This is a genomic window from Paenibacillus sp. NPDC101420, assembly GCF_050277435.1.
GTDB lineage: Bacteria > Bacillota > Bacilli > Paenibacillales > Paenibacillaceae > Paenibacillus_AQ.
This window is the reverse complement of sequence record NZ_JBNNSE010000001.1, coordinates 1274743-1298381: the sequence shown is the minus strand read 5'-3', so window position 1 is coordinate 1298381 and position 23639 is coordinate 1274743. Positions and strand designations below refer to the sequence as shown.

22 protein-coding genes are annotated in these 23639 nt (G+C 42.5%); 18 read left to right on the top strand and 4 right to left on the bottom strand.

Translation table 11 applies throughout. From position 1 onward, the window contains the following. Positions 1 to 12: 12 nt before the first annotated feature. The 10 genes from ACQKMP_RS05825 to ACQKMP_RS05780 all read left to right on the top strand — a co-directional run bounded on the left by ACQKMP_RS05825 (position 13) and on the right by ACQKMP_RS05780 (position 7883). A complete protein-coding gene (locus ACQKMP_RS05825) occupies positions 13 to 1341 on the top strand; it encodes a hemolysin family protein (protein WP_339248482.1) in 1329 nt (442 codons plus the stop codon). A gap of 164 nt (positions 1342 to 1505) precedes the next feature. Next, a complete protein-coding gene (locus tag ACQKMP_RS05820) occupies positions 1506 to 2186 on the top strand; it encodes a response regulator transcription factor (RefSeq protein WP_060624606.1) in 681 nt (226 codons plus the stop codon). Next, a complete protein-coding gene (locus ACQKMP_RS05815) occupies positions 2183 to 3937 on the top strand; it encodes an ATP-binding protein (RefSeq protein WP_427468999.1) in 1755 nt (584 codons plus the stop codon). Before ACQKMP_RS05820 ends, ACQKMP_RS05815 begins: the two co-directional genes overlap by 4 nt. Positions 3938 to 3978: 41 nt before the next feature. Continuing rightward, positions 3979 to 4503, top strand: a complete 525-nt coding sequence (pssA, locus tag ACQKMP_RS05810; RefSeq protein WP_427468998.1) for a CDP-diacylglycerol--serine O-phosphatidyltransferase — start codon at positions 3979 to 3981, stop codon at positions 4501 to 4503. Positions 4504 to 4510: 7 nt separating this feature from the next. Continuing rightward, positions 4511 to 5005 (top strand): DedA family protein, encoded by a 495-nt coding sequence (locus ACQKMP_RS05805; protein WP_341127565.1) that lies wholly within the window; start codon positions 4511 to 4513, stop codon positions 5003 to 5005. A gap of 48 nt (positions 5006 to 5053) precedes the next feature. Beyond that, complete coding sequence (locus ACQKMP_RS05800) at positions 5054 to 6070, top strand: AI-2E family transporter (RefSeq protein ID WP_427468997.1); 1017 nt, start codon at positions 5054 to 5056, stop codon at positions 6068 to 6070. A gap of 202 nt (positions 6071 to 6272) precedes the next feature. Beyond that, positions 6273 to 6491 carry a spore coat associated protein CotJA gene (locus ACQKMP_RS05795; protein WP_042186387.1) on the top strand — a complete coding sequence of 73 codons (219 nt, stop codon included), beginning with the start codon at positions 6273 to 6275 and terminating at the stop codon, positions 6489 to 6491. 3 nt (positions 6492 to 6494) lie between these two features. Beyond that, positions 6495 to 6761 carry a spore coat protein CotJB gene (locus ACQKMP_RS05790; protein WP_042186389.1) on the top strand — a complete coding sequence of 89 codons (267 nt, stop codon included), beginning with the start codon at positions 6495 to 6497 and terminating at the stop codon, positions 6759 to 6761. Between the two features lie 50 nt (positions 6762 to 6811). Continuing rightward, positions 6812 to 7381, top strand: coding sequence for a manganese catalase family protein (locus ACQKMP_RS05785; protein ID WP_042186391.1), 570 nt, complete (start codon positions 6812 to 6814; stop codon positions 7379 to 7381). A gap of 202 nt (positions 7382 to 7583) precedes the next feature. Then, complete coding sequence (locus ACQKMP_RS05780; protein WP_427468996.1) at positions 7584 to 7883, top strand: hypothetical protein; 300 nt, start codon at positions 7584 to 7586, stop codon at positions 7881 to 7883. Positions 7884 to 7943: 60 nt separating this feature from the next. Here the strand turns inward: ACQKMP_RS05780 and ACQKMP_RS05775 are convergent, their stop codons facing one another. Both ACQKMP_RS05775 and ACQKMP_RS05770 read right to left on the bottom strand, forming a co-directional pair. Beyond that, positions 7944 to 8576 (bottom strand): LysE family transporter, encoded by a 633-nt coding sequence (locus ACQKMP_RS05775; RefSeq protein WP_076284174.1) that lies wholly within the window; start codon positions 8574 to 8576, stop codon positions 7944 to 7946. Between the two features lie 114 nt (positions 8577 to 8690). Beyond that, positions 8691 to 9206 carry a DUF3231 family protein gene (locus ACQKMP_RS05770; protein ID WP_076284173.1) on the bottom strand — a complete coding sequence of 172 codons (516 nt, stop codon included), beginning with the start codon at positions 9204 to 9206 and terminating at the stop codon, positions 8691 to 8693. A 212-nt stretch (positions 9207 to 9418) separates the two neighbouring features. On the opposite strand from ACQKMP_RS05770, the gene ACQKMP_RS05765 reads away from it, so the two are divergent. From ACQKMP_RS05765 to ACQKMP_RS05750, 4 genes are all read left to right on the top strand, one after another. Continuing rightward, positions 9419 to 9781: an MmcQ/YjbR family DNA-binding protein gene (locus ACQKMP_RS05765; protein ID WP_427468995.1), complete on the top strand. Its 363-nt coding sequence runs from the start codon at positions 9419 to 9421 to the stop codon at positions 9779 to 9781. Further along, complete coding sequence (locus ACQKMP_RS05760; protein ID WP_427468994.1) at positions 9778 to 11157, top strand: MATE family efflux transporter; 1380 nt, start codon at positions 9778 to 9780, stop codon at positions 11155 to 11157. Before ACQKMP_RS05765 ends, ACQKMP_RS05760 begins: the two co-directional genes overlap by 4 nt. A 229-nt stretch (positions 11158 to 11386) precedes the next feature. Continuing rightward, positions 11387 to 13189 carry an ABC transporter ATP-binding protein gene (locus ACQKMP_RS05755; protein WP_427468993.1) on the top strand — a complete coding sequence of 601 codons (1803 nt, stop codon included), beginning with the start codon at positions 11387 to 11389 and terminating at the stop codon, positions 13187 to 13189. Positions 13190 to 13261: 72 nt separating this feature from the next. Next, positions 13262 to 14977, top strand: a complete 1716-nt coding sequence (locus ACQKMP_RS05750; RefSeq protein ID WP_427468992.1) for an ABC transporter ATP-binding protein — start codon at positions 13262 to 13264, stop codon at positions 14975 to 14977. Positions 14978 to 15104: 127 nt separating this feature from the next. Here the strand turns inward: ACQKMP_RS05750 and pgmB are convergent, their stop codons facing one another. Both pgmB and ACQKMP_RS05740 read right to left on the bottom strand, forming a co-directional pair. Beyond that, entirely contained in the window at positions 15105 to 15797 is a 693-nt protein-coding gene (gene pgmB, locus ACQKMP_RS05745; protein WP_427468991.1) for a beta-phosphoglucomutase, read from the bottom strand. Positions 15798 to 15817: 20 nt separating this feature from the next. Then, positions 15818 to 18106 carry a glycoside hydrolase family 65 protein gene (locus ACQKMP_RS05740; RefSeq protein ID WP_427468990.1) on the bottom strand — a complete coding sequence of 763 codons (2289 nt, stop codon included), beginning with the start codon at positions 18104 to 18106 and terminating at the stop codon, positions 15818 to 15820. Positions 18107 to 18216: 110 nt separating this feature from the next. Between ACQKMP_RS05740 and ACQKMP_RS05735 the strand changes: the two genes are divergently transcribed. The 4 genes from ACQKMP_RS05735 (at position 18217) to ACQKMP_RS05720 (ending at position 23594) form a co-directional block, all read left to right on the top strand. Next, positions 18217 to 18966, top strand: a complete 750-nt coding sequence (locus ACQKMP_RS05735; protein WP_427468989.1) for an AraC family transcriptional regulator — start codon at positions 18217 to 18219, stop codon at positions 18964 to 18966. 160 nt (positions 18967 to 19126) lie between these two features. Continuing rightward, positions 19127 to 20008, top strand: a complete 882-nt coding sequence (locus ACQKMP_RS05730; protein WP_427468988.1) for an AraC family transcriptional regulator — start codon at positions 19127 to 19129, stop codon at positions 20006 to 20008. 132 nt (positions 20009 to 20140) lie between these two features. After that, a complete protein-coding gene (locus ACQKMP_RS05725) occupies positions 20141 to 21565 on the top strand; it encodes a family 1 glycosylhydrolase (protein WP_427468987.1) in 1425 nt (474 codons plus the stop codon). Beyond that, the gene (locus tag ACQKMP_RS05720; RefSeq protein ID WP_427468986.1) at positions 21540 to 23594 is read left to right on the top strand and encodes a beta-glucoside-specific PTS transporter subunit IIABC; all 2055 of its coding nucleotides are present in this window, start codon (positions 21540 to 21542) and stop codon (positions 23592 to 23594) included. The genes ACQKMP_RS05725 and ACQKMP_RS05720 overlap by 26 nt, the downstream gene beginning before the upstream one ends. The last annotated feature ends 45 nt before the right edge of the window (positions 23595 to 23639 follow it).

The following is a 23639-nucleotide window of genomic DNA, read 5'->3' as shown; positions in this document are numbered from 1 at the left end:
GTAGGGAGATTAATGCTTAATCTTTTGCTTGTTCTGGTGCTCGTATTATTGAACGGTATTTTTGTAGCAGCGGAGTTCTCATTAGTTAAGGTCAGGCAGTCTCGTCTGACCCAACTTGTCAGTGAAGGTAATAAAATGGCTGGATATGCACTCAAGGTAAATAAGAGACTGGATTCTTACTTATCTGCCACCCAGTTTGGGATTACACTCGCGTCACTGGGATTAGGCTGGGTCGGTGAGCCGGCCATTTCAGAGCTGCTCGTTGAACCGTTAATGTATAAAATGGGGATTACCGACGGTACTCTGATTTCTACTGTTTCTGTTGTTATCGGATTTTCGATTATTACATTTTTACATATTGTACTTGGTGAGCTTGCACCGAAATCGCTTGCGATTCAAAGAACAGAAGGATCTGCGCTACTACTCTCGGCACCGCTGATGTTCTTCTATAATCTCTTTATGCCTTTTATCTGGATACTGAATGCATCGGCGAACGCATTGCTTCGTTTAGTGGGTGTTGAGCCCGCGAATGAGAGTGAGGCAGCCCACTCGGAAGAGGAAATTCGTATTCTTATGAATCAGAGTGCTAAGAGTGGTGTCATTGATAAAGATGAGATGAAGCTGATGGATAACATCTTTGAATTCTCTGATCTTCTCGCTCGTGAAGTCATGTTGCCTCGTACGGATATGGATGTGCTGTACAGCAATCTTTCGCTCGAAGAAAATATGAAGATTATTACCGAAACAAGACATTCACGTTATCCGGTTGCTTTTGAAGATAAGGACCGTATTATTGGTTTTATTCATATTACCGACCTGCTGTTTGCTCCACCTGAACAGCAGAATGATCTTACGACGTTGGTTCGACCAATCCTTAACGTGCCGGAATCGATGGAGATTAGCCATACGCTTCGTTTTATGCAGAAGAATAAAGCTCAGCTTACGCTAGTTGTCGATGAATACGGCGGTACAGCCGGGCTACTGACAGCAGAAGAAATTCTGGAAGAAATCGTAGGCGATCTGCATGACGAATTCGAAGATGAGCGTCCGAGTGTGGAACGCAATGGAGATTATATTTCCGTTGAAGGCCGGATGTTGATTGAAGATGTCAATGATCTTACGGGTGTAGTGATCGAGGATGATGAAGTGGATTCCATTGGTGGCTGGTTGTTTAAGGAGCTGGAGGGGAATCCAACCAAAGGAAAACGGGTTAAAGTAGAAGATGTGATATTTGAAGTCGAGGAATCGACAAGATTGCGGATTACTCGAATTAATATCCATCGGGAACCCCCTGTTGAGAACGAAGAAAATCCATCAGAGCCGGACGGAAATAAAGAATAACCTATTGAAAATAGTAAAGTATTGTTCCGGATGTTCAGGGATAAAATGAACTCCTCCTGCTAGAGCTGCATGGCTCATGACAGGAGGAGTTTTTTGTGGACACATAAAGGACATAGCGTTCGACTATGCTAATATTTATAAATGGTTTGAAAGCGGGGTCTAGATTGAAAAAGAAGCTTCTTCTCGTTGAGGATGAAATTCGTATTCGTGAACTGGTGTCTGATTATTTCATACAGAATGATTGGGAAGTACTCGAAGCCGATAATGGAATAGATGCATTGGTTTGGTTTGACTCACTGCTGCCGGATCTGCTGATTTTGGATATCATGATGCCTGCTATGAATGGCTTTGAAGTATGCCGTGAAGTTCGTGAAAAATCAGCGGTACCTATCATTTTGTTAACCGCCAAGTCTACGGATGACGACAAAATCTACGGCTTTGAATTAGGAGCCGATGATTATGTTACAAAGCCATTTAGTCCAAAGGTGCTGGTAGCCCGGGCAAATGCACTTATGAAGCGTGTTGAAGGCTCTCATCAGCCTGAATCCAGCATAATAAAATTTGGTTCCGCGATGTTTAACACCTTAGCTCATCGCTTAGAGGTAGAAGATGCGGAAGTGGAGCTTACCCCTAAGGAATATGATCTTTTATGGCTTTTAATACGAAACAAAGGGATTGTCATTTCAAGGGATACGATCCTTAGTCGGATCTGGGGAATTGAATTTGAAGGAGATTCTAGAGTTGTGGACAGTCATATTAAAAAGCTGCGAAGTAAATTGGGTTATGAATCTCGGTTTATTCGTACGGTGATTGGTACAGGGTACATGTTCGAGGAAGAGGCATGAGAAGACGCGGAATTACTTTTAAACTGTTTGTGATGACCGTTATCTTTTTCCTCTGCTTTTATGGCATGGTCATTATAAGCCAATTGCTGTTGTTTGACAATTTCTATCAGAAGCAAAAAGAGAACCGCGTGGAGAAACATCTTAAGAGCTTTGCTGCAAGATATATAAGCGAGCCGTGGGGAAGCACTCGAACCTCCCAGGAGCTCGTTCGGTTTATGCTGCGTAATAAAACACAAATGGTTATTTTGAAGCTGGATGGAAAAATGAATTCGGAAGATCCATTTCACATAAAGTTAATCGATGATGACGGAAAGAGTATGGTTGTCTCTTTATCCCTATTCATGAATCAGTACGGAGATGCGCTTAGAGCAGCGAACATTAAAGTAGACGATCAGCTCAGCATCGAAGGCGAACTACTGGATGAAGACAGTTCTTCACCCGCTATAATCTACCCTATAAGTATTACAAAAAAAGAGACCGGAACAATAGGGGATACGGAAGAGACTGGGATGATTCACGCTTCAGGTACTGTTACAGAAATTGTATTGCCTGATTTGAAAATATGGAATCCACGCCAAGGAATACTGTTTGAAGCTCTAGAGGAATGGTTTCCTTTGACACCGGCGCAGATAGATGATTTCAAAAATTTGAAATTGCAGAAGCAAGACTGGATTGCTCCCTGGAGTGGGAGTCGCAATTCGGTGATTATTTTACCCCTTAAACAAAGTACCGGAGAAATTGAACTACTATTCACAGTCACCTCATTACAGGAAGTCAAGGATTCGAACGAGGCGTTGCGTTGGTTCTTTTTATATCTGGGAATAGGCGGCATTGTTCTGATTTTGGTTCTTTCTCTCTTTTTTTCGAAAATGGTAACACGTCCGCTAATTAAGTTAAACAACATAGCCAAACGGATGGTTTCTCTGGACTTTACAGGGGACACATCGATTCGGCAGAAGGATGAGCTAGGCAGTCTTTCTAATAGCATGTTCACCTTATCACTAAGTCTGGATTCTGCTTTACGAGAGTTAAGAGAGGCCAATCAGCAGCTAGTTGAGGATATGGAGCAGAAACAAAGAATGGAGATCATGCAGCAGGACTTTTTTGCCAATGCCTCCCATGAATTGAAGACACCGCTCAGTATTATCAAAGGTTTTGCCGAGGGATTAGAAGACGGCGTTAGCGCCGGCAAGCAGGATCACTACATTAAGGTGATTATTGAGGAAGCAGATAAAATGGAGTTTCTTGTTAAAAATATGCTAGATCTAGCGCGGTTGGAGTCGGGCACGATTAAACTTCGGAAAACTTCCTTTATGTTAAGTGAACTGACGGAAAAGGTGACGGACAAGCTGGTTCACTTGCTGAGTGAAAAACATTTGGAGGTCATCATTATTCCTGCAAACGAATTACCGATATATGCTGATGTGAACTGGATCGAACAAGTTCTGCTGAATTTTATGACCAATGCTATCAGACATGCGGAAGAAAGAAGTTCTATCACCGTCAATATTGAGAGTCATGCCCAGACTATTGTATTCACTGTTCAAAATATAGGAGAATCCATCCCCGAAGATCAGCTAGAGCAAATCTGGGAACGGTTCTATCGGTCTGAGCCATCTCGCAGTCGAATGACGGGCGGTACAGGTCTGGGGCTTTCCATTGCGAAGCGAATATTAGATATGCACGCTTGTCTTTATACTGTGAAAAATACGGAGAACGGCGTCAGCTTTACTGTGACCTTTGAAGGTTAAACGGATCAACAAAAATACTACAATGAAAGGGGTGAAATCGTATGAAATTGAATTGGTTGCCTTCAATGTGCACACTTGCAAACTTGGGACTCGGATCACTATCTTTGTATTTCACGATTCAAGAACGATACAGCCTGGCTTTATTTATGATATTGCTTGCGGCAATATGCGATGTACTCGATGGATTACTGGCAAGAATACTGCAATGTACCAGTGAATTCGGTAAACAATTAGACTCATTGGCGGATATTATATCATTTGGTTTAGCGCCAACCTTCCTTATCTTATTGTATAGGTTAGAAGATGCGCACTGGATTGGACCTGCAGCTTCAGTATTCTTTTTGATCTGTGGTGCACTTCGTTTGGCCAGATTTAATCTATCGGTACCTTCCAAAGGGTTCGTGGGGATGCCCATTACTGCTGCTGGAGTCATTCTGTCGATGATTTCTTTACTAGATGAACGCATGAAACCAGGACTAGTCATCGTATTAATGGCAATACTGTCCGTAATGATGGTCAGTCGTATTCCATTTCCGTCACTTAAAAAATCCTTCAACAGGAAGTGATACACCCATGCCTTGGATTATTGAGATCATTTCGCAGTACGGATATTTAGCCATATTTGCCCTTATGGCACTTGGGATTATCGGACTTCCTGTACCGGATGAGGTGTTAATGCTGTTTGTAGGCTATTTATCCTCCGTTATGGTTTTGGACTTTTCACTTTCGGTATTGGTTTGTTTCATGGGATCTATCACCGGAATGCTTATCAGCTATACTATTGGTTTAAGACTAGGGCAACCTGTGGTTGAAAAATTCGGCAAGTGGGTTGGCCTTACACCCAAGCGTTTTTCCAGTATGAAAAGATGGTTTTTGCGGTTCGGCAACTGGGCGATTTTCATTGCCTATTTCATTCCCGGTCTGAGGCATGTATCAAGCTATATCTCTGGAATCAGTGCTATGTCTTTCAAAAAATATATACTCATAACGACTGCAGGAGCGCTAACCTGGTCACTCCTTTTTGTTTCCATCGGCTTTTTTGTGGGGGCTAAGTTTTCCTTTTTATAGCCAATGGATGATCAGCAATATTAATCGCAATCGAATGGAGCAAGATCTATGAATGTATTGAAGCGATTCTACGCGAATATAACCACCAGGCGTTTTTTTATTCTCGCACTTATCGGGTTGCTGTTGTTCAGTATTCGAGGGATGCTTAATCTGGTGTTACTGACGTTTTTGATTGCTTTTGTCATGAACAGCTTTCAGACATTGCTTAGTAAACGAATTGGTAAATTTATGAAGGTTAACAGTAAGGTGATTATTGTCATTTTATACCTCGCTTTAATCGCAGTGATTGTACTGGCCCTTGCTAAATATCTCCCTAAAGTATTGGAACAGATTAAGCAATTAACCATCTTCCTTACCAATCTCAAACCAGAAGATCTCCCGCAGAACAAGATTACATTGTATTTGTATGATATGCTCAGGGACCTTAACTATCAGTCCTATATAAAAAGAGGTATCGATTATGTGCTGAAGGTTAGCAACTGGGGTGCGACTTTCGTTATATCGACCATTCTAAGTTTTGTGTTTATTCTGGAGAAGAACCGGGTCGTCAGTTTCACTTCTAGAATGAGAGAGAGCCGAATTGCCTGGTTTTATATAGATCTGGAGTTTTTCAGCCGAAAATTCATCGTTTCCTTTGGGAAAGTAATTGAAGCGCAAATTCTCATTGCCTTATTCAACACCTGTCTTACTATTATTGGCTTGTGGCTGCTTAACTTCCCATATTTATTTGCCTTATCGATCTTGATTTTTCTGCTCAGTCTCATTCCGGTGGTTGGTTTTTTGATTTCGCTCATTCCGCTCTTAATCATCGGCTACAACATCGGCGGTCTGACAACAGTCACTTATGTGCTGGCGATTATTGCGATATTACATTTTATCGAAGGGTATTTCTTGAACCCAAAGTTGATGTCCACAAAAATGAATTTGCCGATGTTCTACACCTTTATCGTGTTGTTGTTTTCTGAGCATTATATAGGTGTCTGGGGACTTCTTCTTGGCATTCCCATCTTTGTTTTTATGTTGGATATCCTTGAGATTACCCACGAAGATTCGTCAAAAAAGTGAAGTCTAGATCTTAATATTCAATAAGATCCAAATAATAAGCTGTTTTCGGTACTTTTCCGAAGGCAGCTTATTTGTTGTGCAATTGCATGACAAATCTTGCTCCAGTGCTTTTTTTATAAATAACGTTTTATAATGTGTCCTGCTGTCATAAGTTAGCTAAGGGAGTAATAAACAAGGAACAGGAACAAAGGAGGTAAGAAAAATGGAATCACAGCTACGGAGGTATACCCCGTTTAGGGGCCCGTTTGATCCTTGCCCACCGGTACCATTCAAGACATATGTAGTTCCACCGAATCAGTTCATTAACTTTCAGCCACCCGATCTTCCGCAGTTTAGTTTACAGGAAGCTTTGAAGTATGGCACGCTCTGGCCAGCACTGTTCAGCCCGTATGAATCTAAGTGCAAAGGAGGAGGAAAGTAGACTATGGAGGCAAACCCTTGCGATCAACGATATTATGAAATGCTTGAACAGCTGCAGACTCTTGATTTTGCCTTGGTGGAGTTAAACTTATATCTGAACACTCATCCAGATGATTTAAGAAGTATTGAACAATTTAATCAGCTGACTCAGGAACGTACTAAGCTAGCGAATCAATTTCAGGAATTATATGGTCCGCTGCAGAATTTTGGTCGCGCTTATTCGAAATGTCCGTGGGAATGGAATCAGGCTCCTTGGCCTTGGCAGGTGTAAGAAGTGTGTACTGTAAGGAACTAAGTTTCTAGAGGAGGGGAAGTTCCCGAATGTGGATATATGAGAAGAAGCTGCAATATCCGGTACGGGTCGGTAAATGTGATATCCGGATGGCGCGTTATTTAAGTGAGCAATACGGAGGAGCCGACGGTGAGCTCGCCGCAGCCCTGCGCTATATGAATCAAAGATACACGATTCCGGATAAAGTTATTGGCGTTTTGAACGATATTTCTACAGAAGAATTCGCCCACCTCGAAATGATTGCCACGATGATCTACAAGCTGACAAAGGATGCGTCGGTTTGCGAATTAGAGGAAGCTGGATTAGGACCGCATTTTGCAGCACATGATCATGCCTTGTTCTACAATAATGCCTCAGGCGTACCTTTTACAACGGCTTATATTCAAGCTAAGGGTGACCCACTGGCTGATCTTTATGAGGACATTGCGGCTGAAGAAAAGGCTCGGGCTACATACCAGTGGCTGATTGATATGACGGATGATGTGGATCTGCAGGATAGCCTTAAGTTCCTGAGGGAGCGGGAAATTATTCATGCGATTCGGTTTAAAGAAGCTGTGCAGATTATTATTGATGACCGGAATCAGAAGCGGGTATTCTGAGGGATACTAAAAAAGAGTAAAGCGACCAATAGGTCACTTTACTCTTTTTAAATTTATACGTCTGCATGTAGTTAAGAGTATAAGGACAGCTTATTGGAGTGAGAGTAAAATCCAGAAGGTGAGCTTATATCTTCTTTACAAAAGGACTGAATTCTTTGAACCAAGCTTCTCGTAATTCAAAAAATGAAAAGAAATTGAAGTGGTGGCAGTTAAACTTATTAGGCGTTGCAGGTACAATTGGTCGTTTATCCTGCTGTCTTCTGGAAAACTGTTAAAAGGAAGTTGGTTTAGCACGATTAAACGTTGGCTAGGATTGCTGCTCATTGGTCTCGCGGTCACAGGTACTCTTTTTCATTCACTCAGCCGCCCAGGGTTATATTTTAGTCTGTTGCTTGTCACACTGATCGCCGTGTGTGATTGGATCGTGACACGTGTTCGTAAGAAATATACCGTTGATATGGATAAGGAAGCGAGTAAAGGAAATTTATTGTTAGAAATTTAGGGAATAATAGATTACTCAAAGGGTCCGACAAAAATCATTAGACCCCCAAAAAAACAAAACTTAATGAAAAAACAATAGCTGAGCAGCTTGTATACCAAAATAAAGCCCAAAACCAACAAGCGAAAGACCTGACAGCACGGAGATGGATTTTAAAACACGGGTTGTCAGGACTTTACGAAACATGCTTGTGGCGACCGCCATAGATACATCCCAGATCAAAATTCCGAGTACAATAGCTCCGCTATAAATCAACAGCTGTTGCATCGGATACTCCATGGCCGCTTTGGCCAAAATGGACCCGTATATCCCTAGCCAAAATAATATGGAAAGCGGATTGAATAAAGACATCAGTAAACCGGACCAATAAGACTTAGTTAAAGATGAATCACTGCTTCTCATACCGGGTTCAGAAATCACACCAGCATTTTTAATGCTCTCTATGCCCGTATACACCAGTACAAAGAAACCAAATAACCACAAGAATGCTTTAATAAAAGGGGATTCGAGCAGATGGATCACCCCAAAGTAAACTAGTAACATGAATATGATATCAGCACTTATGGCTCCCAGCCCCACTACCCAAGCATGCCAGAAGCCCTTACGAATTCCATTGTCCAGTTGAGCGGCATTAATAGGACCAATAGGTGCGGATAGCGAAAGACCAAGAAAAATATATCCTATGAAAGTATTGATAGCATTCCCTCCTCTCTAATGTTTGTGTGTAGTACTAGCCTATTCAAAAGAAACATTTTGTAGGACAACCCAAAAAGGCCTCCGATTTATCGAAGGCCTTTTCAGGGTACAATCTTATTCAGACTCTGGTCTTTTTACCTGAAGTGGGGGAGGAATTAACCAACCTTTTTTCTTGCTCAAATTGAGGATTTTAACGCCTATCGCTGCTTTAGTTAGGTGATATTTTGCAAATAATGCACCGATATCTTCTCTGATAGAAAGACCCATAACCTGACTACAAGCTACCAATCCTGTAGCAGTGTCAGCAGCAATTTTAGCAGCAATCTCGGGATCCGTGAATCGTGCACCTACAGGAATATCTTCAAGCTTGGCTTCGGGTCTATTCGGCATCGCTGGTACTGAAGCAATCCCGTTATCTGCCAGCAGCGTATCACACTCACTAACCTCAAGCTCGGCTTGATCAATTAATGCGCCTAATACTTTTTTGAGATCATTATCACCGGCATGATACAAGTAAGCTCGGTAACACGAAAGGGCCCCCTTTGCTACCATCGAAGCTTGCCATACACTAAAGATCTCTCCATAATGCATCGGTTCATCCTTGGGGTTGCCACCTAAAATTCCTGTCATAAGAAAGCTCCTTTATATTTAAATTTAAACGTATGTATTATGCCCATAAAGGTTCAAATGTTGCAGTTTTTGTCTGCTTCAAAAAATAAGAGCTCTCCCAAAGGTATGGTGAAATTATGCAGAAACTGCTCAGCAGAACAAAATGATATAATTAAGAAACATGGTTAATGGCAGAAATGATCAGATTGTTGATCAGCAAAGGAGAGAGAGAGTTGAAGAATAACATCATCGAATATTGTTTGAAAAAGAAAGGGGCGACTCAGGAGCATCCGTTTGGGCCTACTCCATTGGTCATCAAAGTGGCTGATAAAATGTTCGCACTTATTTTTGAGGAAACAGGGAAGGTTGTTCGCTTAAATCTAAAATGTGACCCGATCATTGCGGAGAACTTAAGAGAGCAACATGATTGCGTTCGACCAGGCTTTCATATGAATAAAAAACACTGGAATTCAATCATGATCGATGGTTCCTTGTCAGCGTCGGATGTCTTTGACATGATAGACCATTCCTACGATATGGTTGTCGAAAAGCTTCCTAAAAGCCTCCGGGAAGCTATATTGGAAATGAATAAATGAATAATCAAATGAAGGATCGTTTTGCCAACCAAAGTATACCCAAGCTTATTTTCTTATTGGCTATTCCTGCCGTTATAGCTCAGCTAATCAATGCCATGTACAGTGTAGTTGACCGGATGTTCCTCGGAAGAATGGAGGAGGGGGGAACGCTAGCCTTATCCGCTATAGGGATATCTTTTCCAATCATTATGTTGATTTCAGCATTTGCAGCTCTAATCGGAGCTGGTGGGGCACCCCTAGCTTCCATAAAGATGGGCGAAGGAGAACATAAAAAAGCAGAAGAATTACTGGGAAGTTGTTTTACTATGCTGCTGATGGCATCCATAATCCTAACCGCTTTGTTTCTTATCTTTAAGTCGCCATTCTTAACGTTATTCGGGGCGAGCCACGATACATTGCCGCTAGCCAACGATTTTTTAAGCATTTACCTTCTAGGAACTGTGGCGGTGCTCATTTCTTTAGGATTAAATCCGTTCATTGCAGCACAAGGATACGCCAAAACAGCCATGCTCACGGTATGTATTGGAGCGGTTGTGAATATCGTCCTTGACGCCATTTTTATTTTTGAGATGAATATGGGCATTAAGGGTGCAGCGTTGGCAACTGTAATTGCCCAATTTATTTCGGCTATTTGGGTATTAGGGTTCTTAATCTCTAAACGAGCTCATCTGCGCTTGCGTCTATCCAATATGCGTATTAAACCAAAGGAAGCTGGAAGTGTACTTGCATTGGGGCTTTCTCCGTTTATTATGATGTCGACCGAAAGTTTAATTCAAATTGTATTTAACACGTCCTTAGCTAAATTTGGAGGCGATATGTACGTTGCTGCCATGGGGATTATGGGCACGCTGATGCAAATCTTTGGGACGTTGTTATCTGGTTTTGCACAAGGGGCACAGCCTATTATTAGCTATAATTATGGAGCTCGCGATTTCGCACGTGTAAAATCCACCATTTTATATTGCAGTGTTTTTTGCGCAGCTTTCGGATTGTCGATGTGGGGCGTGGCCATTTTTGTTCCGAAGCTGCCCATTATCATTTTTACCAATAATCCTGAGCTGGTGGCTCTGACCGCTAGATTAATGAAGATATTTTTCCTTGGCACTTGTATTTTTGGTATTCAATTAGCGTTTCAACAAGTATTTATTGCTTTGGGACAAGCACGAGTTTCTATTTTTATCGCGATCTTGCGTAAGATTATCTTGCTTATTCCATTAGTACTTTTGCTCCCGACATTTATTAGCCCGAAAACAGATGCAGTGATTATTGCTGAGCCTATTGCTGATTTTTGTGCGGCACTGACTTGCTGTGTTTTATTTGGACTCACTATAAAGAAGCTTTTTAAAGATAGGTCTGATAAAGCTGGAATGCTGTGAGGATGCCCGCAATGGCGAATAGAAGTCGGTGTTCTGAGGATGAAACTAAAGATTAAGGTTCTTGCTAGCTTCGGCTAGCAAGAACCTTTTTATTTGTGATGCATGAATTCACCCGTTAATCCACCTAAAATAATACTGTTTATACTAATTTATTCATACTGTTTCCAAATAATAGTATTGATAAAATGTAATCAAGAAACATTTTAAATACTAAGGGGAACTTTATGTAATGAGAACAAAATCCTTAACCTCCACTTGGACCAGCATCCGCTATGTCCTCTCCACATCCTGGATTAACAGTAGACGTTCCATTATTTATTACTCTACTGTAACGCTTCTTTTAGCTATGCAGCCCTTCCTTTTAATCCTATTCCCAAAATTTATTATAGATGAACTGACGGGACAGCAAAGACCTCAACAGTTTATCTTTCTAATTTCACTGATGTTTTTAATACTGACTATCACTAGCTATTTTACAGGATATCTACAAAATTTGGGTTTAACTCAATTACTGAAAGTTGTATTTAAACAGATCCACGCCCACACTGCGCAAAATATGAATGTTGATTTCAAAAATACAGAAGATCCCGGTTATCTTAATCAGATGGAGCAGGCCAAGCGTTCTCTACAAAGTGTGCAGAATGGGTTTCAGGGACTTTTTCATACATTTTTTGCATGTCTGGCTGGATTTCTTGCTTTTGCGGGTTATATCACTGTAATTGGAGGATTAAATTTTGCTGTTATTATTTTTTTAATTGTAAGTATTGGGTGTTCTTATGTGTTTTCCCTTCGTGCTAAACGTTATGAGTATGAACATGAACAACAGCTTTCGGAATTGGAGAGGAAGAGAAAGTATTATTCGGATATTATGCAAGATTTTACTTTTGGTAAGGAAATTCGGATTAATTCCTTTAACAATACATTGGTGTCCCTATACCATTCAACTGTTCAAAATAGACAGAAAATTCAGTCTGCTATCAGCAATTTTTATTTTCAGAGTGAAACATTAGATATTTTGATCCGGTTGTTCCGTGAGGGGATTGTATATGGTTATTTGGCGTATCTTTACCTTCATCAGAGGATAACTATAGGTGATTTTGTGATGTACACGACTGCTGTCGCTGGATTCTCTGGCGTTCTTCAGGGATTCATGAAAGATTTAGCCCATCTGCGCACACAGAATTTATACATAGAGGAACTCCGTAACTTTTTAGAGATACCGCAAGATAAGCAGGGGGAAGGAGCTATGCATGCACTCCCAACAGGCCCGTATTCGATAGAATTTAAAGAAGTTTCCTTTACATATCCTGGTACTAGCCAGCCTGTGTTTAATAAAATATCCTTCATCATCCCTCCGCATCAACGACTTGCTATTGTGGGTCATAATGGTGCTGGCAAGACAACGCTTATCAAATTGTTATGCAGGTTGTATGAACCCGATAGTGGAGAGATTACGCTGAATGGAATCAATATCAAACATTTTGCTAAAACGGATTACTGGAGATTATTTTCTACGGTATTTCAAGAAATTCGCGTACTCGCTTTCTCATTAGCAGAGAATATTTCTCTAAAAGAACATAGAGAGTCTGATGCTTTAAGAATTCATGACAGTCTTGAAAAAGCGGGACTAAGCGAAAAAGTCGCCTCATTGAAATCAGGTATTCTCACCCCAATGCAAAAGTTTTTGGATGATCAAGGCGTTGAGTTTTCTGGAGGGGAAAACCAAAGAATGATGTTGGCAAGGGCGCTATATAAGAATGGAGAATTGATTATTTTGGATGAGCCGACTGCAGCAGTTGATGCAATTGCCGAATTCAACTTGTATACAAGATTTAATGAAATGATCGGAGAGAGAACAGCATTATATATTTCCCATCGGTTGTCCAGCACACGGTTCTGTGACCAGATATTGTATATGGAGCAAGGAGAGATTTCCGAAGCCGGTTCTCACAGCGAATTGATGGAACGCAGAGGAAAATACAATCAAATGTATCAGATTCAAGCACAATATTATAAGGGGAGTGATACCTAGCTTATGAATCCATTCCCCGCTCTGAAAAAGGATTGGCATGTGACCCTTTACTTTTTGAAGCTGGTACATTCCATGTCAAAATCTTATGTTCCGTTAATGGTAGTTTCTTCACTATGTAGCGCAATCTTTCCGTTTATAAACATTATCCTTCCCAAATATTTGATTGATGAATTGATGGGAGCTGGCCGCGAAATGAATATTATCCTTTGGATAGGAATTTTGGTGGCAGGTAATGCTGTCTTGGGGTTACTTCAGAGTTATCTTACTAAACAAATTGAACTGTCCAATTTATTGGTCATGGATAGTTTAGAGCTACATATTGGAAATCATATTATGAACCTGGATTATGAGAATTTAGAGAATTCCAAAGTGCTAGATCTTAAAGAACAGGCGCTTACTCCCATTAGGCAGCAGGATGTTATACGTAAAATGCTAGATAGTATGAAGATTTTGCTGCAAACAATGCTCTCCCTATTGGGACTAACGGCCTTAATCTCTACGTTAAACATTGGAATCATCGTGCTGATTATTGGGATGATTGTACTTAATACCTTTATCTTTAAAAAGTCGCAACAAGCTCAATTCAATTTTCATAAATTATTAGCTCCTCTAAATCGGAAATTTGGCTATTATTCCAAACTGGCCGTTGATTTTTCCATGGCTAAAGATGTCCGTTTGTTTGGGATGGCTCCTTATTTGCTGAATAAAGTGGATGTATATCATAATGAAAGCGTTTGTGGTTTTGGAGGGCTTTACGAAAAAGTGGGGAGATATAAGGGCCTGACCAGTGTTAATCTTCAATTGCAAATGGTCATTATCTACGCCTACATGGTTGTGAAAGTAGTTACGGGGAAAATTCAAATTGGTGGTTTTGTTATGTATATCTCCGCAGCCAATAGCTTTTCTACGCAAGTGTCTCTGGGAATGAATGCTTATGTTGATTTTCGCCAAATGTGTAAGTACATTGAGGTGTTTAGTGAATTTGAAAGTCTAAGTCCAACAATGAAAAGCGGAGAAGAGCGTCTTGAGAAACTTATGAATGTTGAGATTGAATTTTGTAATGTGTCTTTTAAATATGCGGGAAGTGAGACCTATTCATTGAAAAATGTGTCAATGACCATAAAAAATGGAGAGAAATTAGCCATAGTAGGTCAAAATGGCGCAGGTAAAACGACTTTTATTAAACTGCTTTGCCGATTGTATGAACCTGATCAAGGAGAGATTCTTCTGAATGGAAGATCTGTTCAAGATTATCGATACGATGAATATATGAAAATCTTAGGCGTAGTATTTCAAGATTATAAGTTATTTTCATTTTCTATCAAAGACAACTTATGCTCGATGGATAGCGAAACATCAGAAAAAGAAATGGAAGAAATGCTTAATCAAGTAGGATTGGAAGCAAAAATGAAAGGTTTGGACAAAGGACTAGATACACAGGTATTTAGAATCTTTGATGAAAAAGGCATAGACTTTTCGGGTGGTGAAAGTCAGAAGATTGCAATTGCTAGGGCTTTACTCAAAAAGCCACCTATTCTTATTTTGGACGAGCCTACAGCGGCGTTGGACCCTTATGCGGAGTTTGAGATGTACAACAACTTTAATCTTTTGGCAGCAAATCATACTGTTATTTATATCTCACATCGTTTATCTGCTTGTAAATTCTGCGATAAAATCGCACTTTTTAACAATGGTGAATTGCGCGAATACGGTCCACATGATCAATTGTTGAAAGACCAACAAGAGTATAGTTCGATGTGGAAAGCGCAAGCACAATATTATCAATAGGTTATTGATGATCGAAATCAGAAGCGGCTGTTCTGAAAAGTATATTTCAAACAAAAGCCGCCAAGCTCCCCTTAGGAGCTTGCCGGCTTAGTTCGTGACTTACATATATTGAGACTGGAATACCCAATTATTTAGTTACTCTGTTCTTATTAGCGAATTGCTGGTTTAGCTCGGAGTAGCTAAGTTCAGCAGTGTTGTTCAAGTTCATATCAGCGATGGACAAGCTCTCCTGTAAGGAGATATATACAGCGAACATACCGGCCGCTTTGATCGCTTCTACCCCGGCGACTGCGTCTTCGACCCCGACGCAAAATTGCGGATCTACACCAAGCGCATCGGCGGCGGTCAGGAACACTTCCGGGTCTGGTTTGTTGCGGGCAAGCTTGGCTGCATCTACAATAACTCCGAATTCTTTCTCCATACCTAGAAGGCGGATAACTGTAAAGGCATTTTTACTAGCGGAGGCAATGCCAGTCTTCACTCCGTGGTCCTTCAGCTCGGTGAGCAATTCAGAAATGCCAGGCAGCACATCGGCCGGGGTTACCTGCTGAATGAGCTGCTGATAAAACTCATTTTTGCGGTTCGCCATCTCCTCCATCTCTTCGGGAGAGTAGGTGTGCGGAGTTGCCGCTTGTCCAAGTAGCAACTCAAGTGAGGCTATTCGCGATACACCTTTGAGGTTCTCATTGAACTCTCGGGTGAACGGGAGGCTCAGCTCTTTCGCAATCATGCCCCAAGCCTGATAATGATATTCTGCAGTATCGGTAATAACGCCGTCTAGATCAAAGATTACGGCTTGAATTTGAGATGTTCCATTCATTGTGTTTCGCTCCTTATGAATTAGGCTTGCAGCGCCTGAGTTACCGGCTTCTCGTTGCCCAGAGTTACCGATTGGCCGTAGAGCGTAAGTTCAAGGGCTTCACCCTCTAGCAATTCAAGCTCCACGCCTTCCTCGCGAATGGTTACAGCAATGAGACGTCCGCGGAAGGTGAGGCGGAAGTTATATTTCTGCCAGTCCGCAGGTAGGGACGGAGCGAGCGATAGGCCGTTTTCCTTAAGACGAGTTCCGGCAAAACCGTACACAATGGCCATCCACGTTCCACCCATATTAGCGAGATGTAATCCGTCTTTGGTGTTGCCGTGTGTATTATCGAGATCCAGTCGTGCAGTCTCGATAAAGTAGTTATACGCCTTGTCCTTGTATCCGATTTTCGAGGCCATGATGCTAAATATGCAAGAGGACAGAGAAGAGTCATGGGTAGTGATTTGCTCATAATAATCATACGACTTGCGAATCGTTTCTTGCGACTGCTCGTCTTCCAGCAAGTAATGAGCCAGTACGGTATCCGCTTGCTTGCAGACTTGATAACGGTACAGGGTAAGCGGGTGGTAATGCAGCAGCAGCGGATGTTTCTCCGGTGGTGTATTCTCGAAATCCCAGACTGCTTTGCGTAAAAAAGTATCATCCTGCGGGTTAATGCCTAGCTTCTCGTCATAAGGAAGCAGCATGGCATTCGCCGCCTTCAGCCAGCTATCTGCTTCTGGTCCAGTTACATGCAGGCGCACACACAAAGCTTGGAATGCAGCCTCGTCATATTCTTGAAGCCTCGCAAAACTGCGTGCGGCCCATTTTAAATTATGTTTGGCCATTACATTGGTGTAATAGTTGTTGTTCACAAGACATGTGTATTCGTCCGGTCCAGTCACTTCATCGATGTGAAACTTACCTTCGTAGTAATGACCGATCTCCATCCAAAGCCGTGCTGTCTCAAATAGCACCTCGGCGCCGTATTGGAGCAAGAAGTCGTCATCTTCTTCCGCTAGATGGTATTGGATATAGCTGTAGGCTACATCGGCGCTGATATGATATTGAGCTGTGCCGGAGGGGAAGAAGGAGGAACATTCCGTACCTGAAATCGTCCGCCATGGGAACAATGCACCTTGGGCGTGGCCCATTTCTTTAGCACGTTCCCTTGCCTCCTCCAGCTTGGAATACCGGTACAATAGGAGCTGCCGGGCCAAATCAGGCGAAGTCATTAGGAACACAGGGAACATATAAATCTCCGTGTCCCAGAAATAATGGCCTTCGTACCCTTCACCGGATAAGCCTTTAGCGGAGATGTTGCTATGCGCGTCTCGTCCGGCTGATTGCAGCAGCTGATAAAGGTTGAAACGTATACCTTCCTGAAGCGACAAGTCGTTCTCGATGACTACATCGGAACGCTTCCAGAAGTCAGCCAAATAATGCTCCTGCTGTTCCAGCATGTCTTCAAAGGAGAGGTGCTTCAATGATTCCTGTACCTGAATACCGGTATCTACAAGCATTTGTTCATGTCGTAGTGTATCGGTATAGACATTCCATTTGGTCAGTGATAGTGGCCCAGACAAGGAGGCGGTTGCCGTCACTGTAGCATCGGTTTCTCCAGCCTGAGTTTCAACCTGCCAGTCACCTTCCCATTCATGCCGGGTAACACAGGAGGTCCGCAGGGCCGAAGCCATCGTCACGTTCTCCAGGCATACATATTCACCCCGAGCTTCGCACGCTACTACGCTCAGGCGTTTGGAATGTCCTGCAGCTACACGCGGGTCATTCGGGTTAGTATAGTTACTAACATCGCCATTTACACGAGAGACAACCCGGATTGGACCGGTGAAATTGATAGGCTCAACAGTCAGATGAATGGCAAAAAGTTCACGGGTAGTGAAAGAAACGAGTCTACGGAAATGCAGCTTGAGTTCTTTACCGGAGGGGGATTTCCAGTGGATTTCACGCTCCGAGTACCCCTTGTCCAGATGGAGGTTACGCTCATAGGCGAGGACATTCTCTGCTGTAAGTGCAAATGGCTCCATATCTTCGCCTACATAAATATTTATCCCTTGGGAATCTATAATATTAACCAATTTTTGCTGTGTACCAGGGAAGGCGAATAGCTTCTCCCCATAGGGAATGTCAATTACATCGTGAAAGGCGTTTAAATACGTTCCGCGGATACTGCGGATTTCTTTATCGGAATACCCTTCTTCAAAATTGCCACGCACGCCCAAATATCCATTCCCCAGCGCAAAAATACTTTCCAAATTCAGTAGGGTATCTGCCGACAATCCCTGATTGGCAATGCTCCAGCTCATGCTTATGTTTCCTCCCTTGATGGTTATGAATTGAATTTTAAGTCCGAAAGGGCTAGAATTATACTAAATTATTTAGGATATTATCAAAATTTTTAGGTGAGGTAACAAGTATGGATCAACTTAAAGGACAACATAAACTACCGGAATATTGGTCCACACGTTCTGTGGATCTGTCAGAGGGATTTGTTCATCCTCCGCTGGATTATGAACAAGAGCTTTTGGAAGCTATCCGACTTGGTGACGAGAACCGGGCACTGGAAGCACTGCATAGAATTAACGCAATGGAAGCTGCTACGCTAGCCCGATATCCGCTGCGCTCCAAGAAAAACGCTATGATTGCATCCTGCACCTTGTTTACACGTGCGATTATCCGGGGTGGTGTTGACCCTGAGACAGCTTTTCAGCTGAGTGATACGTTCATCCGTTCGGTTGAAGCTACGACAGAGCTTGAGGCACTTCATCGATACGAATATGAAATGGTCCTGCAATTCATTACAGTGATGCGCCAGCAGAAGGAGAACCTTCATTATTCACATATTGTCAATCTATCCGTATATTTTATACGCGAGCATTTGTTTCAAGATTTGAACCTTAGCCTGATCTCCCGGCATGTTGGTGTGCATCCCAGTTATTTGTCCGACCGCTTCAAGCGTGAAACGGGTATGCCGCTCACAGAATTTATCAACCGGCGTAGAATTGAGGAATCGCAGTCGATCCTTATTCACACAAATCAGTCTATTTCCGAAATCGCTTTGATGTTTAAATTTTGCAGCCAAAGTTACTATACACAGTTATTTAAAAAATACACTGGCTTGACCCCCAAGCAGTTTCGTCGGGACGGTGGAGCAATTACGAAATGAGAGAAATTGAATCATTACCGATCCCTAAAATTTGCTGTCCATGCTTCCCTGGTTGGGTACTGGATAGCTCTTTTTACGTTACAGCTTCAATAGCCAAACTCGCCTTTGTCCGATATAAATGAGATTATAAATCTACTAAATAAGTAAGAGAGATGATCAGATGGCCATTTATTTGGAATTCCCACGACTGGATAAAGCCTTTCCGTACCGCTGTATTGAGAACGATGGCAGTATATTAACTACACCACATTGGCATAAGGAAATGGAAATTATCTGGATTGTTAAAGGGAAAGTGAACCTTGGAGTAAATGACCAGCCGATGCAGCTAAAAGAAAATGAGTTCGTCTTCATCAAAGGTGGAGATATTCATTATGTGATGGCTTCACCTAAAAGTGAGCGGCTGGTCTTCCAATTTGACCTTAGTTTTTTTCAGGACGTGATGGTTCTGAAAAACACACCTTTTACACTAGAGGAGCTGTTTGCCTCAATTGAACCGTATTCCACGTTCTGGAGACCGGATATTCAGAAGAAAATTGTTCAGTTATTAATTAAGCTATACCAGGAAGGCAAGGAACAACAGATCGGTTACGCATATGCTATCAAAAGCCTTTTGTGTGAGCTGATCACTGTAATGTATCGCGAACTGGATCATTTTAAACCGCGTATGGTCAGTAATAAGCCTTATTCCCGTGAAATTCTCGAGCAGTTGTCCATGGTCTTTCAGTATGTGGAGAAAAACTATACCCATCCTATAAAACTTGCGGATGCTGCCAAGATTCTAGGCTTCACCCCATCGTATTTCACAAAATTCTTTAAGAAGCATACCGGCAAAACCTTTGTTACCTTTTTGAATGAATACCGAATTGATAAGGCGAAGTGGATTCTCCTCAATGAAGATGATCCTGTGACGGAGATTGCCGGTAAGGTAGGCTTCGGAAGCACGAAGACTTTCTATCGTTTGTTCAAGGAAAGTATTGGTATCGCTCCTCTGCAATATAAAAGCTCAACCATCAAAGTTGCCTTTGGACAGGACCAAATATGAGAACAATTTGATGAAATCAAGGGATTCATTCTCTTCTAGCAAGCCTTATTATAGGCATATGCAACAAAAGAAAACAGGTTGGTGCTTATAAATGAGAGCATTTACAAACTGTTAGCAACTTGGAGGTTTATTATGAAATTATCCCGAGATTTCCTGTGGGGTGGCGCTATTTCGGCTATCCAGACCGAGGGTGCGCATTTGGAGGATGGCAAAGGTCTATCCAATTTCGATGTTCTGCCCATGAATGACCGTCGTTTGAAAGACGTAATGATGGACGAAGATAATATTTTTACAGAAGAGGGCCAACATTATCCGAGCCATACGGGGATTCATTTCCGAGAACATTACAAAGAGGATATCGCAATGCTGGCGGAAATGGGCATCAATGCATTCCGATTCTCCATCTCTTGGCCGCGACTATTCCCGAATGGGGATGAAGCTATTGCGCTGGAGTCAGGCCTCGCATTTTATGAGAGCATATTGGACGAGCTAGAGAAACACAACATTGAGCCAGTGATTACCATCAGTCACTTTGACTTGCCGATGCATTTAGTTGAGCATTATGGGGGCTGGGCAAACCGCCTAGTGGTTGGTTTTTACGTTAATTATGCCAAGACACTGCTCAGCCGATTTGGACACAGAGTGAAATATTGGATTCCATTTAATGAGATGAATATGGTCCTTCATATCCCTTTTATAGGAGGGGGCTTAACCTTTACAGCGGCTGATAACAAGCTGGAGAAAAAATATCAGGCTGCGCATCATCAGCTTCTGGCTAACGCTCTGACAGTGGAAGCAGGCAAGCAAATGGTTCCGGGCATCCAGTTCGGTTGTATGTTAGCGGCTGGCAAAACGTATCCTTATACATGCAAGCCGGAGGATGTATTCGCTTCTCTGGAAAGTGACAAACATACACTATTCTTCTCCGATGTGCAGGTATACGGCAAATATCCAAATTATATCGCACCGTATTTTGCTAAGCACAAGATCAACATTCACACGGAACCAGAGGATTTTGAAATCCTGAAGAACAATACCGTAGACTTTGTCTCTTTCAGCTATTACTCAAGCGCTTGTACGGCAGCATCCACGGAAGGACTGGAGACTCGTCGTACGAATGGTTTTGAGACGGTAAAAAATCCATATCTACCACCTAGTGGAAGTGTCTGGCAAATAGATCCGATTGGACTTCGTATAACAATGAATCAATTGTATGATCGTTACCGAATTCCTTTATTTATCGTCGAGAATGGACTTGGAATCGCTGATGAACCGGATGAGGATTTTCATATTCAAGATGATTACCGGATTGAATACCTGTCCGATCATTTACGCAACATGAAGGATGCCGTGGAACAGGACGGAGTAGAGCTAATTGGCTATATGTCATGGGGTTGCATCGACTTGGTCAGTGTAAGTGAGGGCAAAATGTCCAAACGTTACGGATATATTTATGTGGACGCTGATGACTACGGCAAAGGTACTTTTAAACGGTATAAAAAAGCCAGTTACCACTGGTATAAAAAGGTGATTGAATCAGGCGGCGAGTGCCTCTAAAGAGGTGTCTGTATACGGAAGCGGCGGTCCTCTGGAAGAGGACTTGCGGCTCCGTTATTTTCAAAACGTTCGAATGGAAACGGTTAAAGGGGAAGAGCATATGAAAAAAGACTACAAACAAATTGCTGAACAAATCATACATCTGGTCGGTGGGAAGGGAAATATTATTGATCTGGAACATTGCATGACTCGCTTGCGGTTCCGTTTAAAAGACAATGATAAAGCCGACAAGGAACAGTTGAACCGGATGGAAGCGGTAGCGGGAGTGAACGTAACGTCCGACCAATATCAGGTTATTATCGGTAATGAAGTAAATGCTGTTTATAAAGAAATTATTGATCTTAATGTGCAGAGTGCTGATGACAGCGGTTCCGGCAAGCCTTCGGGGGACGGCAAGACCAAGGGAGTCTTTGGCCGGATCATTGATACGATTACCGGTTGTATGACACCAATGATTCCGGCTTTAACGGCTGCAGGGATGATCAAGGTCATTCTGTCACTGTTGACCACCTTCGATCTGATGTCTCCAGAAGCAGACACCTATCGAATCTTGGATATTATCGGGGATGCTGCGTTCTATTTCATGCCAATTCTATTAGCGGTTAGTGCTTCCCGGAAATTCAGAGTGAATACTTCAGTTGCAGTTATCGTCGCTGGTGTTCTACTCCATCCTAACTTCTCTTCCTGGGTGGCTTCCAAGGATCCGATATCCTTCCTAGGAATGACGGTTCCATCTGTCATTTATGCAGCCTCAGTCATTCCTGTCCTGCTGACAGTATGGATGATGTCCTATATTGAGAAATATATAGACCGAATCGTTCCTAATATGCTGAAAATTCTGTTGAATCCAACGCTGCTGCTGCTGATCAGCGCACCTTTGGCCCTAATTGTTGTCGGACCGCTGGGGAATTATGCCGGTCAAGGACTGGCTTATGTGATTGAATTGATGCAAGGTACGCTCGGTTTTGTCATGGTGGCTCTTCTCGCCGCAGCATTCCCGTTCATTGTTATGACCGGGATGCACCATGCGCTCACACCGATTTTTATCTCTGCCTTCGCAGCCACGGGGCAGGAAGCCCTAATTCTGGTGGCTCAGGTCTGCGCGAACCTTGCTCAGGGTGGAGCTACACTGGCGGTTGCCATTCGCTCTAAGAGCAAATCAATGAAGCAGCTGGCCTCGGCATCATGGATTTCTTCCATGATGGGCATCACAGAACCAGCCTTGTATGGTGTAACCTTGAAGTTGAAGAAACCGATGATTGCCGCCGCCATCTCAGCGGGTATCGCGGGCTGCTTCGCTGGGATTGTACATGTTACCTTGTATGTACCTCAGAACAACCTTATGGCTCTGCTTGCTTTTTCCGGTGAGAGGGGAACTTCAAACATTATATACGGTGTGATTATGATGGTTATTTCCTTTGCCGCCGCATTTCTATTGTGCCTCATACTCGGTTTCAAAGATGTTGAGGACGATAAGCTGGTATCAGCTTCAGCTTCGGAGTCCGGTGACAAGCCCGTGCAGGATTGGGTAAACAATGAAGCAACCCTCAGTGCTGACGAAACAGAAAAGGTTAATGCTACATTGTTGTCCAGTCCAATGACAGGTAGCGTATTGCCGCTCTCAGCCGTACCGGATGAGGCGTTTGCGATTGGGGCGATGGGCAAAGGACTGGCGCTTGAGCCTTCTTTAGGGCAGGTAGCTTCGCCTATTGGCGGTACAGTTGCTACCCTGGCTAAATCGAAGCATGCTATCGCCATTGTTGGCCATGATGGTACAGAAGTACTAATCCATGTGGGTATAGATACCGTTAAGCTGAAAGGTAAATACTTCAATACTTTGGTTCAGCCGGGTGACACGGTGAAGGCAGGCGACATCTTGATGGAAGTTGATCTGGAAAGCATCCACCGTGAAGGCTTCAGCATTATTACACCGATCATCATTACGAATACAACTGAAACAACAGAAGTCATAAATCAGGCGGGTACTTCTGTGAAGATAAAAGAAAAGTTTGCATTGGTTACACATTAATAATAGGAAGTGATAGGGCCGATCCTGCTTTCAATATCCCTCCCA

What these genes read in the sequence shown, in the direction of transcription:
- ACQKMP_RS05825 (WP_339248482.1), top strand. Translation starts at nt 13, where the DNA reads ATGCTTAATCTTTTGCTTGTTCTGGTGCTCGTATTATTGAACGGTATT.
- ACQKMP_RS05815 (WP_427468999.1), top strand. Translation starts at nt 2,183, where the DNA reads ATGAGAAGACGCGGAATTACTTTTAAACTGTTTGTGATGACCGTTATC.
- pssA (WP_427468998.1), top strand. Translation starts at nt 3,979, where the DNA reads ATGAAATTGAATTGGTTGCCTTCAATGTGCACACTTGCAAACTTGGGA.
- ACQKMP_RS05805 (WP_341127565.1), top strand. Translation starts at nt 4,511, where the DNA reads ATGCCTTGGATTATTGAGATCATTTCGCAGTACGGATATTTAGCCATA.
- ACQKMP_RS05800 (WP_427468997.1), top strand. Translation starts at nt 5,054, where the DNA reads ATGAATGTATTGAAGCGATTCTACGCGAATATAACCACCAGGCGTTTT.
- ACQKMP_RS05795 (WP_042186387.1), top strand. Translation starts at nt 6,273, where the DNA reads ATGGAATCACAGCTACGGAGGTATACCCCGTTTAGGGGCCCGTTTGAT.
- ACQKMP_RS05790 (WP_042186389.1), top strand. Translation starts at nt 6,495, where the DNA reads ATGGAGGCAAACCCTTGCGATCAACGATATTATGAAATGCTTGAACAG.
- ACQKMP_RS05785 (WP_042186391.1), top strand. Translation starts at nt 6,812, where the DNA reads ATGTGGATATATGAGAAGAAGCTGCAATATCCGGTACGGGTCGGTAAA.
- ACQKMP_RS05770 (WP_076284173.1), bottom strand. Translation starts at nt 9,206, where the DNA reads ATGACAGGAATTTTAGGTGGCAACCCCAAGGATGAACCGATGCATTAT.
- ACQKMP_RS05760 (WP_427468994.1), top strand. Translation starts at nt 9,778, where the DNA reads ATGAATAATCAAATGAAGGATCGTTTTGCCAACCAAAGTATACCCAAG.
- ACQKMP_RS05755 (WP_427468993.1), top strand. Translation starts at nt 11,387, where the DNA reads ATGAGAACAAAATCCTTAACCTCCACTTGGACCAGCATCCGCTATGTC.
- ACQKMP_RS05750 (WP_427468992.1), top strand. Translation starts at nt 13,262, where the DNA reads ATGTCAAAATCTTATGTTCCGTTAATGGTAGTTTCTTCACTATGTAGC.
- pgmB (WP_427468991.1), bottom strand. Translation starts at nt 15,797, where the DNA reads ATGAATGGAACATCTCAAATTCAAGCCGTAATCTTTGATCTAGACGGC.
- ACQKMP_RS05740 (WP_427468990.1), bottom strand. Translation starts at nt 18,106, where the DNA reads ATGAGCTGGAGCATTGCCAATCAGGGATTGTCGGCAGATACCCTACTG.
- ACQKMP_RS05735 (WP_427468989.1), top strand. Translation starts at nt 18,217, where the DNA reads ATGGATCAACTTAAAGGACAACATAAACTACCGGAATATTGGTCCACA.
- ACQKMP_RS05730 (WP_427468988.1), top strand. Translation starts at nt 19,127, where the DNA reads ATGGCCATTTATTTGGAATTCCCACGACTGGATAAAGCCTTTCCGTAC.
- ACQKMP_RS05725 (WP_427468987.1), top strand. Translation starts at nt 20,141, where the DNA reads ATGAAATTATCCCGAGATTTCCTGTGGGGTGGCGCTATTTCGGCTATC.